This window comes from Mycobacterium sp. OTB74, from assembly GCF_029892685.1.
Classification (GTDB): domain Bacteria; phylum Actinomycetota; class Actinomycetes; order Mycobacteriales; family Mycobacteriaceae; genus Mycobacterium.
Genome location: NZ_JARXVD010000040.1, coordinates 1 through 11009, shown reverse-complemented (window position 1 = coordinate 11009; position 11009 = coordinate 1). Strand labels below are relative to the sequence as shown.

General features: G+C 63.1%; 12 protein-coding genes and 1 pseudogene. 7 read left to right on the top strand and 6 right to left on the bottom strand.

Annotation, left to right across the window (positions count from 1 at the left end):
• Positions 1 to 429: 429 nt before the first annotated feature.
• From M2432_RS27615 to M2432_RS27600, 4 genes are read left to right on the top strand one after another with little or no spacing between them, the layout of a single operon-like run.
• Positions 430 to 1665, top strand: a complete 1236-nt coding sequence (locus M2432_RS27615) for a nucleotide sugar dehydrogenase (protein ID WP_280830041.1) — start codon at positions 430 to 432, stop codon at positions 1663 to 1665.
• Complete coding sequence (locus tag M2432_RS27610) at positions 1662 to 2681, top strand: NAD(P)-dependent oxidoreductase (RefSeq protein WP_280830040.1); 1020 nt, start codon at positions 1662 to 1664, stop codon at positions 2679 to 2681. Before M2432_RS27615 ends, M2432_RS27610 begins: the two co-directional genes overlap by 4 nt.
• Positions 2681 to 3367 (top strand): methyltransferase domain-containing protein, encoded by a 687-nt coding sequence (locus M2432_RS27605; protein ID WP_280830039.1) that lies wholly within the window; start codon positions 2681 to 2683, stop codon positions 3365 to 3367. Before M2432_RS27610 ends, M2432_RS27605 begins: the two co-directional genes overlap by 1 nt.
• On the top strand, positions 3364 to 4089 hold the full coding sequence (locus tag M2432_RS27600) for a glycosyltransferase (RefSeq protein WP_280830038.1): 726 nt from the start codon (positions 3364 to 3366) through the stop codon (positions 4087 to 4089). The genes M2432_RS27605 and M2432_RS27600 overlap by 4 nt, the downstream gene beginning before the upstream one ends.
• A 517-nt stretch (positions 4090 to 4606) precedes the next feature.
• Here the strand turns inward: M2432_RS27600 and M2432_RS27595 are convergent.
• Together M2432_RS27595 and bfr are read right to left on the bottom strand one after the other, a co-directional pair.
• Complete coding sequence (locus M2432_RS27595) at positions 4607 to 5089, bottom strand: carboxymuconolactone decarboxylase family protein (RefSeq protein ID WP_280830037.1); 483 nt, start codon at positions 5087 to 5089, stop codon at positions 4607 to 4609.
• 109 nt (positions 5090 to 5198) lie between these two features.
• Entirely contained in the window at positions 5199 to 5678 is a 480-nt protein-coding gene (gene bfr, locus M2432_RS27590; RefSeq protein WP_280830036.1) for a bacterioferritin, read from the bottom strand.
• A gap of 292 nt (positions 5679 to 5970) precedes the next feature.
• On the opposite strand from bfr, the gene M2432_RS27585 reads away from it, so the two are divergent.
• Positions 5971 to 6159, top strand: a complete 189-nt coding sequence (locus M2432_RS27585; RefSeq protein ID WP_280830035.1) for a (2Fe-2S)-binding protein — start codon at positions 5971 to 5973, stop codon at positions 6157 to 6159.
• Between the two features lie 23 nt (positions 6160 to 6182).
• On the opposite strand, the gene M2432_RS27580 is transcribed toward M2432_RS27585, so the two are convergent.
• The 3 genes from M2432_RS27580 to M2432_RS27570 are packed head-to-tail and all read right to left on the bottom strand — an operon-like array spanning position 6183 to position 8300.
• On the bottom strand, positions 6183 to 6944 hold the full coding sequence (locus M2432_RS27580; RefSeq protein ID WP_280830034.1) for an enoyl-CoA hydratase-related protein: 762 nt from the start codon (positions 6942 to 6944) through the stop codon (positions 6183 to 6185).
• On the bottom strand, positions 6941 to 7648 hold the full coding sequence (locus M2432_RS27575) for an EthD domain-containing protein (RefSeq protein ID WP_280830033.1): 708 nt from the start codon (positions 7646 to 7648) through the stop codon (positions 6941 to 6943). Before M2432_RS27575 ends, M2432_RS27580 begins: the two co-directional genes overlap by 4 nt.
• Positions 7649 to 7676: 28 nt before the next feature.
• Positions 7677 to 8300, bottom strand: a complete 624-nt coding sequence (locus M2432_RS27570) for a PaaI family thioesterase (protein ID WP_280830032.1) — start codon at positions 8298 to 8300, stop codon at positions 7677 to 7679.
• Positions 8301 to 8426: 126 nt separating this feature from the next.
• Between M2432_RS27570 and M2432_RS27565 the strand changes: the two genes are divergently transcribed.
• Together M2432_RS27565 and M2432_RS27560 are read left to right on the top strand one after the other, a co-directional pair.
• On the top strand, positions 8427 to 8906 hold the full coding sequence (locus M2432_RS27565; RefSeq protein WP_280830031.1) for a nucleoside deaminase: 480 nt from the start codon (positions 8427 to 8429) through the stop codon (positions 8904 to 8906).
• On the top strand, positions 8903 to 10168 hold the full coding sequence (locus M2432_RS27560) for an alpha-amylase family protein (RefSeq protein ID WP_280830030.1): 1266 nt from the start codon (positions 8903 to 8905) through the stop codon (positions 10166 to 10168). The genes M2432_RS27565 and M2432_RS27560 overlap by 4 nt, the downstream gene beginning before the upstream one ends.
• A 141-nt stretch (positions 10169 to 10309) precedes the next feature.
• Here M2432_RS27560 and M2432_RS27555 read toward each other — a convergent pair.
• A pseudogene (locus M2432_RS27555) lies at positions 10310 to 10933 on the bottom strand (transposase); the annotation flags it as partial.
• Between the last annotated feature and the right edge of the window lie 76 nt (positions 10934 to 11009).

The window sequence follows — 11009 nt, the reverse complement described above, 5'->3', positions numbered from 1 at the left end:
GCCGGTTGACCCCGATCGAATTCGAAGCAATCATGACCGCACCGGCCAGACAAGCCGCGTGAGAAAACTGTCACCTGATCGTGCAGCAGACCCATGCGTCGTCACTTGCGCTGCCCATGCCTGCCCTACGGGGTGACTAGTCTAAACCGGTTCCTGACCTTCGTCTCGCACACGATGACATCATCAATCTGCGGAAACTGGACATCCGAGGCTGGCGTGAGCAATATGCTGTGCGCATCTAAGTGGACGCTTAGAAAACGGGGGTCCGAGGATATGAAAACTCATCGACCAGCGGTTCTTCCCTAAGAAGCCAATCCGTCGAATCCAGCCGCCGTGTAACAAACGAATGTGACCTCGACGCCGGTGTCGCGGCGCCAAGTCGACCGATCTGGATCGTGCTCTGCTTAGCCCGAACTCGGAGGGAAAACCATGGGGTCATCCACTGAATCGTCTGAATCGTCGGAATCGTCGGAATTCGAGTTCGACGTTTGTGTGGTCGGCGGTTGCGGGCATGTCGGGCTGCCGCTGGCCATCGTGATAGCACATCGTGGACTACGGGTCGCAATCGATGACATCGACACGAGTGCCGTCGAAACGGTTCGGTCGGGACGGATGCCCTTCATGGAGGAGAAGGCGGAGCCCATGCTCGCCGAGGTCATCAACAAGAACCTGATCGTCGACAATGACCCGACGCTCGTCTCGAGATCACGTACCGTCGTTGTGGTTATCGGCACGCCGGTGGACGAGCATCTCAACCCCAAATTCAACAAAATCCATCGTTTTTTCGTCGACCTGATGCCGTATTTGGTGGACGGCCAGTGCCTGATCCTTCGCAGCACGATTTATCCCGGGACGACCGAAAGAGTCGACAAGCTCATGCGCGCTGCGGGTCGGGACGTACATGTGGCGTTCTGTCCGGAGAGGATTGCGCAGGGATACGCCATGCGGGAACTCGTTGAGTTACCACAAATCGTCGCGGGGTGTGACGGCGAGGCGACCAGAGTGGCCACCGACCTATTCGCCCGAATCGCTCCGTCGATCATTCCGATGCGGCCGGTCGAGGCCGAGCTGACGAAAATTTTCGCCAACGTGTGGCGTTATATCCAGTTCGCGACCGCTAATCAGTTCTTTATGATCGCAACCGATTTCGGCCTGGACTTCTACCGGATTTATGACGCGCTCACGCGCGATTACCCGAGAATGGCCGGATTGCCCAAGGGTGGGTTCGCGGCCGGGCCGTGTCTTTTCAAGGACACCATGCAGCTCGCGGCGGCGACGGAGTCCAGGTTCTCACTCGGACACGCGGCGATGCTCGTCAACGAGGGACTTCCGGATTACGTTGTCCACCACATGAAATTGCGATACCCGCTGCAGCAGTTGACGGTTGGCATTCTCGGCATGGCGTTCAAGGGAGACATCGACGACTCGCGAGAATCGCTTTCGTACAAACTTCGCAAGATCCTTGAGTATGAGGCTGCTGCCGTCGTATGCACCGATCCGTACGTGAGCGACCCGCGGTTTGTCACACTCGACGAGGCACTCGAGCGCTCCGATGTGCTCGTCCTTGGGGCACCGCACAGTGACTATCGGTCGCTGGTGATCCCAGATGACAAGCCGGTCATTGATGTGTGGAACTTCTTCGGAAAGGGAGCGCAGCTTACGTGAAGGTTCTCGTCACGGGCTCGGCCGGTTTCATCGCCGGCTACCTCATCGAGGAACTGCTCGTCCATGGGTATGAAGTAGTCGGGCTTGACAACTACTCCAAGTACGGGGCCGTCGAGCGGGCGTTCGACACGAATCCGAGCTACACCGGCATCGAGGGCGATGCGAAAGACGTTGCGCTGCTAAAGGACCTACTCGCTGGCTGCGATCATCTGGTCGCCGGCGCGGCGATCATCGGCGGCATTTCGCTGTTCCATGAGCTCGCCTACGACCTGCTTTCCGAGAATGAGCGGATCACGGCGGCGACCTTCGATGCGGCGATTTGGGCGCACCGCAACGCGAGCTTGCGCAAGATCACTGTCGTATCATCGTCGATGGTCTACGAGAGTACGTCGACTTATCCCACCCCGGAGGGCGAGCAGCGCGGCTGCCCGCCGCCGCACTCGACCTATGGTTTCCAAAAGCTCGCCACCGAGTACTTTGCGCAGGGCGCGTGGGAGCAATACGAATTGCCGTATACGATCGTGCGGCCGTTCAACTGCATCGGTGTGGGTGAGAAGCGCGCTTTGTGTGACCGCGAGATCATGTCGGGTAACGTCCGGCTGGCGATGAGCCACGTCGTTCCCGACCTCGTCCAAAAGGTTCGCAAGGGGCAGGATCCGCTGCATATTCTCGGCGACGGCAGCCAGGTCCGGCACTACACCTATGGTGGCGACCTCGCCCGCGGCATACGGCTGGCCATCGAATCCGATTCAGCGCGCAATGAGGATTTCAACCTTTCGACCGCGACGTCAACGACCGTGCTCGAGCTCGCCGAGGCGATCTGGCGCAAAATCAAGGGCGACGTGCCACTGCGGCTCGTCACCGATGACCCGTTCCCCTACGACGTGCAGCGGCGGGTGCCCGATGTCCAAAAGGCAATGGACGTCCTGGGTTTCAAGGCCATGACGTCCCTCGATGAGGCGCTCGACGAGATCATCCCGTGGATCGAGCACCAGATCGAATTAGGGGGCATCTGATGGCCGAACCGTACGGCGACCTGAACGCCGAACTGGATCGGCTGTACGCGGCACGGTTTCACGACGCCGAGCGTGAGTCCAAGGCGCGGCTGTGGCGCGTCATCTGCGAGGCGTTCTTCGCCCGCTATGTGCCCGACGGTGCATGCGTCCTCGACCTGGGCGCCGGCTACTGCGACTTTGTCAACAACATTCATGCCGGTCGCCGGATCGCTGTCGACCTCAACCCTGACACGAAACGGTTTGCCGCCTCAGGCGTGGAGGTGCACCGGCTTCCGCTCGAACGCCTCACGGAGGCCGTCGACCCGGGGACGGTTGATCTGGCGTTTGCCAGCAACGTCTTCGAGCATCTTCGCGGCCCTGACGCGTTGCTCAAAGTGCTCGCCAATGTGCGCACGGCGCTTAAGCCCGGCGGGCGAATCATGATCATGCAGCCGAACGTGCGACTTGTGGGCGGGGCTTTTTGGGACTTCTTTGACCACACGCTCCCGCTGAGCGAGCGCGGAATGACTGAGGCGCTCGAGGTCGCCGGATTCCGCGTCGTCGAGTGCCGCGCGCGGTTTCTTCCATATACGACCAAAAGCCGCCTTCCGCAATGGGCCTTCCTCGTTCGGCTGTACTTGCGCTTTCGGCCGGCCCAGTTTCTGTTGGGCAAACAAATGCTGCTGGTCGCGGAGCGGCCGCAGTGACCGACGAGGTCGACTTCATCGTCCCCGTCTACAACGAGGGCGCCAATATCGCCAACGCTCTGGCCGAGCTCTATTCGACGGTGACGCGCCCGAAACGGGTGCTGATCGTCTACGACTTCGACGAGGATGACACGGTACCCGTGGTCCGTGAACTCGCCCCCGACTACCCCGGTCTTGAGTTGGTGCGCAACACAATCGGACCGGGCGTGATCAATGCGATTCGCGCGGGCGTCGAGGCAGCACGCTCTGACGTCGTCATCGTGTCGATGGCGGATGTGTCAGATGATCTCAGGGTTGTTGAGGACATGGTCCGGCTGATTCGCGACGAGGGTTACGACATCGTGTGCGGGTCGCGCTATATGCGTGGGGGGCAACAGATCGGCGGACCGCTCCTCAAGCGAACGATCTCGCGGTTCGCCGGCGTATCGCTTTACTGGCTGGGCGGCCTCCCGACACACGACGCGACGAACGCGTTTCGCGCCTACCGTCTGTCGGTCATTCGCAAGATTCCGATCGAGAGCTCGGGCGGATTCGAATACACGCTCGAGGTCACGGCCAAGGCGCACGTCGCCGGCCACCGCATTACCGAGGTGCCGTCGACGTGGCGCGATCGCACGGCCGGCCAGTCGCGGTTTCGGCTCATGAAATGGCTGCCGCATTACCTCAAGTGGTATTTCTATGCCCTCACTCGGGGCCGGGTCCTAACCGGAAGCAGTCGGTGAACAGGCTCTCGCGAGCGCGCGGGGTTCGGCTCGGCTTCGGCGTCCTGGGATTCGCGGCAATGACGGCGGTGTGGTCATCCGCGAACAGGTGGGTGTAGCCGGTCAGCGTCGTCGTCGCCTTGGCGTGCCCATGAACCGGGACAGCCGCAACGGATCGATCCCCGCCGCCACGCACAAGCTCGCGTCACGAGAGTGGTTAAGGCACATCCGCATTGGAAGCACAGCCCAGCCGCACCCTCAACCCTGGTGACCAGTCCACATGGGGGCACCCCTGAAGAACAGGCATCGACGTGGCAGTCCGTGTTCCAAGCCGCGACACGCCCCGCATAACGCCTTGACGTCCCGACTAAGACCACCGGCATACCGAAACCCGGTGTGGCACTGGGCGGTTGACTAGCCCTGCGGGCTGACGCGAAGTATGACGTGTACGTCCTCGCGTGAATCACCGCCGACATGTCCTGGGTGTTCGACGCGACCGGGCTGGTCTGAGGCTTGGCCGGCACAGGCCGGCCAAGCATCACAACGTGATCTTGCAGGCCTGGCCGATGTCCAGGGTGCGCAGCATGCGACCCATGCCCAGCCACATGGCACAAGACAGCGCCAGGTCGGTCAGAAGTTCGTCATCGAAATGCTCGGTGGCCCGAGCCCAGAAATCCTCGTCGTCACGCAGTCCGGTGTGGTCCGTGGCGAACCGGTGCGCGAACTCGCCGGCAATCCGTTCCTGGTCGCTGTAGCCCGGCCAGGTCTGCCACTCGGCGGCGTGCTCGTAGAGGTCTTCGTCAACGCCGGCTGCCGGACCCTCGGAGTCGCGGGTGTTCTGGCATGTCACGCACTCGTTGTCCGCCGCGATCACTGCTCGCGCCACCTCGCGCACCCGTAAAGGCAAGCGGCCCTTGGTGTATACCGCGCGCGAGAAACCCGCCATCGCAGTGCCGATGTCAGGTGACTTCAGTACCCAAGCGGCGACGTCGTCGTCGGCGAATTCTCCGATTCGGCTCATGGTGCGAATGCTACGCGCGGGACAGCAGATCTGGAACGTGTTCCAGTTTTTCCAGACGACGACGGCCCCGCCCGAGGAGAGGCGAGGCCGTCGACGACAAAGGATGAACTCAGTGCGGCGGGCGCGACACGCACTGCGCCGAGTACAGCTCCTCGCCGAGCTTGTCCATCAACTCCAGCTGAGTCTCGAGGTAGTCGATGTGCTTTTCCTCATCGGCAAGGATGCCCTCGAACAGGTTGGCCGACGTTGCGTCGCCCTTCTCACGGCACATGATGATGCCCGGCTTGAGTCGCGCCACCACCTCGTACTCGATGGCGAGGTCGGCCTCGAACTGTTCCCGCAGGGTCTGGCCGACGCGCAGCGAGAAAAGTCGCTGGTAGTTGGGCAGGCCATCGAGCAGCAAGATGCGATCGGTGATCGCCTCCGCGTGATGCATCTCCTCGAAGGATTCCTCACGGGTGTGTTTCGCCAGTTCGGTGAAACCCCAGTTGTCCTGCATCTTCGAGTGCAGGAAGTACTGGTTGATCGCGGTGAGTTCGCTGGTCAGCTGCTCGTTGAGCAACTTGAGGACATCAGCATCGCCTTGCATTGCGGCTCCTAAACACTTCTGAGGGCAGGTCGAGTGTCACTGGCGCGGCACGCACAACGTGCCCAACCCGACCGTAATGCAGCAGAGACCGTCAGGCGCGGTGATTCCACGGCGCTTCGCGATTTATTTGCGCAGCTCAAGCGGTATGGACTGGCTGACCTTACTAATGTTAGGCTGCACTAAATACGGATAGCCTAACCGGGCTTCCGACACGATCGAAGTGAGGCGGAACCTTGGGCGGACACCACGCGCACTCGCCCATCATCACCGGCCTCGCAGACGGCGGTCGGTGATGTTCGTTTGCCTGTGCACCGGCGTCACCAGCCAGACGGTCGCCGATATCGTCGCCGAGGGCGCCACCACATCCAAGGAGGTCGCCGCCAAGTGCGGTGCCGGACTGGACTGTGGACGCTGCCGCTTCACCGTACGGGCCATCATCAAGGCGGCCCGCCCCGAGTGCCCCGTCCACAAGGCAAGCTGAACCACAGCGCCCGCTGAGCGCGATCAGCCCTTGCGGCCCACGAACGCGCTGAGCGCGTCGGCATTGGCCGCGCCGCCCAACAGCTCGGCGAACTGTCCCGATTCCCGCGCGGTCGCCGCGACGATCGCCTCGCGAATCGGCTCGACCATGGCATGCTTGACCGCCATCAGGCTCGAAAGTGGGCGGGAGGCAAGAACTTCCGCATGCCGCCGAGCCTCGGGCAGCAGATCGTCGGGCTCACAGACCTTCCAGACCAGACCCATGCGCAGCGCCTCCTCGGCGCTCACCCACTCCGAGGACAGCAGCAGCCACGCCGCGTTCTGCCGGCCCATCAGCCGCGGGAGCAGGTAGGACGACGCCGCCTCCGAAGCCACCCCCAGGCTGGTGAACGGGCACTTGAGCCGCGCCGTTGTCGACATGAAAGCCAGGTCGGCGTAGCCCAGGATGGTCGTTCCGATACCGAGACCGACTCCGTTGACGGCGCAGATCAGCGGCTTCGGAAACGCCGTCAGCGCCTCGATCAGACCCAGAAAGCCGTACTTACCCATCACATATTCGGGATTGGTGACCATCTCTTGCATCTCGACCAGGTCGTTGCCGGCGCTGAATGCCCGGCCCGCCCCGGTCAGCAGCACCACCGAGACCTCCGGGTCCTCGGCGGCTTCGCGCAGCGCGGCGGTGGTGGCGTCGTACAGCGCCTCACTGAACGCGTTGAGCGCATCGGGTCGGTTGAGCGTCAGCGTACGGACCCGGTTGGTGTCATCGATCTTGAGCAGATTGGTCATGTGTTGTCTCCGAAAGGGTTTCGCAGCACGTAGCGACTGGTGGGAACGGTGTCGATGTTTTCATTGGCGCCGAAGGCCGCGACGCTGGTCGCCATCTTGGTCATCCGGTCGGCCAGATCGGCGTCGTCGGCGGCGCCGAAGAAGGCCTGGAGGCTGCCGACCGCCTCGATCGGGAAGAGTTCCTCGACGATGGCGTCGACCCGCGGGGCATCCGGAGTCAGCGCCCGCACCACGGTGTTCTGCGTGTAACCGAACGTCGACTGCGTATCGATGGCCACCTGAGTGTGGTGAAGATGCCAGCGCCGCAACCAGTCTCGCTCGTCGAGCCCGTCCGGCCGGCGCAGCAGCGCGAGGTTGGCCATGCCTTCGGTGCGGGCCCCGGGGTTGATCGCAGGTCCAGGCATCGGCACCGACTCGGTGACCAGATAGGCCGCCAACCCGGCGCACTCCTGGTGCAACCGATCCAGCGCCGCGCTCACCTGGGACCCGTAATACTGCTGACTCCAGAGCGTCACGGCCGCGACCACCGGCGGGTCGAGCGTGGTCAGCGCCATCACGGAATCGCGCACCGGGGCGTCTTTGACGTTCACCGTCAGCCCGGGAACTCCGAGCGCCAGCAGTTCGTCGGCCACCGCGCCGCGCAGTCGCTCACACCAGGCGTCGTCGGCCGCCTCACGGCGCAGCAGAACGATGATCTTTTCCATAAGTGCTCCTTTGCACCGACTTCAGACATCAGTCCCGTGCCCAGCGCGGGGTGATGAATACACCTTCAGCTTCAACGGTGACACCCTCGGCATCGGCAATATGGCCGACGGTGAAAGTCTTGATGCCCTCCACCCGCACGATCCGCGCCTCGGTGTGCAGATCGCCCAGCGGAGTCAGCCGCCGGTAGCGCATGGTGATAGTCCCGGTCAGCCGCGGCGCCCCGGGCAAGCTGGCCCCTTCGCCGAGCACGTGGTCCAGGATCATCGCTGACACGCCGCCGTGCACGTGCCCGGGCGGCCCCTCGTAAGCCGCGCCCAGGTGGAAGTCGGCCGAGACGCTGCCATCTTCGGCTCGGTGCAGCACCAGCGGTGGGGCGATTGGGTTGCGGACCCCGATCACTGCGTTTCCCCAAGGCATTTCGCTGCCACGGATGCCGAATCGGACGCCGAAAGGACCGTCGAGCTGGTCCATCCGCAGCCTCGCAGTGGCACGGTCGATCTCGGCCTTGACCGCGGCCACCGCATCGGCGTCGACCTCGGTGCGGATAGTCGCGTCGATGAGTTCCCGCACTGACTGCGTCAACGGCTCGTAAACCGCGCGCAGCCGCGCCACCTCCTCAACGCTGAGGTCCTGGTTGGTGTACTCGAGCACTCAAGAACTAGAACACGTTCTAAGTCTGCTGTCGAGGCCGGGTCCCAGTTGTCGGACACACCCACGCCCGCGCGGATGCCCAGCATCGTTGACCTGGCACTGCGTGCTGCTGCGTAAGCTCACCCCATGACTGTCAGCGCCGCCGATCTGCAGTACCTGCACCGCTGCGTCGAACTCGCCAAAGAGGCGCTCGATGACGGTGACCAACCGTTCGGGTCCCTGCTGACCGACGCGCAGGGCACCGTGATTTTCGAGGACCGCAACCGGGTATCCGGCGGCGATGCCACCAGGCACCCCGAATTCGAGATTGCTCGTTGGGCCGCAGCGAATCTTGAGCCGGCACAGCGCGCCACCGCGGTGACCTACACCTCCGGCGAACACTGCCCGATGTGCTCGGCCGCGCACGCCTGGGTGGGTCTTGGCCGGATTGTCTACGCAACGTCGTCGGCACAACTCAACTCCTGGCTCACCGAGTGGGGTGTGGCGCCCGCACCAGTTGCCGCACTGCCGATCTCAGCCGTCGCCCCCAGGGTGCCGACAGCCGGGCCGGCCCCCGAACTGGCCGAAACCATGAAGGAGCTCTACCGGGCGGCGTTTCGGTCGTGACCGATCCGGACTGGGTCCAGCACGCCATCTGGTGGCAGGTCTACCCGCTGGGTTTCGTCGGAGCTCACCCGGCCGATACCGCGCCAACCGCCGATGAGCACCGCCTCGGGCGCCTCGTCGACTGGCTGGACCACGCCGTGCGGTTGGGTGCGTCCGGGCTGGCCCTTGGGCCGATCTTCGCCTCGCACACCCACGGATACGACACCACCGACCATTTCCGGATTGATCCACGCCTCGGCGACGACGGCGATTTCGACCGCCTGGTCGCCGAAGCGCATGGCCGCGGTCTGCGAGTTTTGCTCGACGGCGTCTTCAATCACGTCGGACCAGACTTCCCGCACAGCGGGTGGTTCCGGTTGCGCGGCAACACTTTCGATACCTTCGAGGGCCATGGCGGACTGATCGCCCTGAACCACGACGACCCCGCTGTAGCCGACTACACCGTCGAGGTGATGTCACACTGGCTGGCCCGCGGCGCCGACGGCTGGCGTCTGGACGCGGCATACACCGTGCCGGACCAGTTCTGGGCTGCTGTGCTGCCGCGGGTGCGTGAGCGCTTTCCACAAGCCTGGTTTGTCGGCGAGGTAATTCACGGCGACTACCCAGCACATGTCGAGGCCGCGACATACAACTCGGTGACCCAGTACGAACTGTGGAAGGCGATCTGGAGCAGCCTCAACGACGCCAACTTCCATGAACTGGAGTGGGCGTTGCAGCGGCACAACAAGTTCCTGGATACCTTTGCGCCGCTGACTTTCATCGGCAATCACGACGTCACCCGCATCGCCAGCCAACTCGCCGACCCGCGGCACCTGGAGCACGCGCTGGTACTGCTGCTGACGGTCGGCGGTACCCCAAGCATCTATGCCGGCGACGAGTGGGGCTGGCTCGGCATCAAAGAGGAAAGGTTTGGCGGCGACGATGCGGTGCGCCCTGAATTCCCTTGCAGCCCAGATGAACCCGACAACGACATTTCCCGCCTGCACCAGCATCTGATAGGCGTGCGCCGGCGGCACCCGTGGCTGCATGCCGCACGAAGCCGCACCGTGACACTGGACAATCAGCAGTACGTCTACCGAGCCGAAGCGGACGGGCAGCGACTGCTGGTCGCGCTCAATATCTCCGACCGCGCGTTGTACGTGTCGCTTGTCGACGCTGGCCTGCCCAGCGGGCGAGTCGTCGCCGGATCAGGGGCACCTGCCGAGAAAACTGTCGATCACATCGAGGTCGGGCCGCATGGCTGGGCGGTCGTTGCCGGTTGAGTCTGTGGTGTCAGCGACTGGCCTGCGCCGCCGCGCTTTCAGCCTGCCGCCGCGTCTCGCCGTGAAAAACTTTGGTCACTTTGTTTGCGCTGGTCACGGTAGGTAACTGGCGTCACATCCAGTGCCGCGTGTTGCCTCATGTCAAGATGCGCGCGTAGGTGGGTTCGTTGCCTCACGTGCGCGTGCACGCTTGTTGACCTGGGTTTTGGGGCTGGGGCCGGCTTTGGTGGTGGTGATGGTGAGCAGTTGGGCGGTCAGGGCTTGCACCTGGCGTTGAGTGGCGGCGGGATTGATGAGGGAGTAGGTCCGCGTCAGTGTCACGATGCGTTCCACGGGCATGGCTGGGTGGTTGATCGCGCGATGAAACGGGGTGGTGGCCCGGTCGTGTTTCTTGGACACCGTGGCTCCTCTGCGGACCTTGGATATCAGTTTTTGCTGAGGGTGGAAGTAGTTGGTCAGCTTGGACTGCAACTGCCAGATCTCGTTGAGTAGCAACAGTTCTGCCGCAGTGTCGTAGCGGTGGTAGCCGACCATGGTGCGCACTACTGCCCAGTTCTTCTGCTCGACGTGGCAGCCATCGTTCTTATTGCCCGGTCGCGCTCGGGTGAAGGTGATCTTGCGCGTGCGGCACCAGCGCAACAAGTGAACATTGATGAATTCAGAGCCGTTGTCAGAGTCCACGCCCAGGATCGGGAACGGCATGTTCGTGGCGATGTCATTGAGGGCGGCCAGAACACATTTGGCGGGGCGGGTTCAAGGGATCGATGCAACAGTTGGCGGGTTTGACAGTAGTTTGTCGAGTGCTTCGGCGGGTGTTCGCCAGTTCAGGGTTTGGCGGGGA

Coding starts and splice junctions, on each gene's coding strand:
- M2432_RS27585 (WP_280830035.1), top strand. CDS start 5,971: ATGTTCGTTTGCCTGTGCACCGGCGTCACCAGCCAGACGGTCGCCGAT.
- M2432_RS27580 (WP_280830034.1), bottom strand. CDS start 6,944: ATGACCAATCTGCTCAAGATCGATGACACCAACCGGGTCCGTACGCTG.
- bfr (WP_280830036.1), bottom strand. CDS start 5,678: ATGCAAGGCGATGCTGATGTCCTCAAGTTGCTCAACGAGCAGCTGACC.
- M2432_RS27615 (WP_280830041.1), top strand. CDS start 430: ATGGGGTCATCCACTGAATCGTCTGAATCGTCGGAATCGTCGGAATTC.
- M2432_RS27595 (WP_280830037.1), bottom strand. CDS start 5,089: ATGAGCCGAATCGGAGAATTCGCCGACGACGACGTCGCCGCTTGGGTA.
- M2432_RS27575 (WP_280830033.1), bottom strand. CDS start 7,648: ATGGAAAAGATCATCGTTCTGCTGCGCCGTGAGGCGGCCGACGACGCC.
- M2432_RS27605 (WP_280830039.1), top strand. CDS start 2,681: ATGGCCGAACCGTACGGCGACCTGAACGCCGAACTGGATCGGCTGTAC.
- M2432_RS27565 (WP_280830031.1), top strand. CDS start 8,427: ATGACTGTCAGCGCCGCCGATCTGCAGTACCTGCACCGCTGCGTCGAA.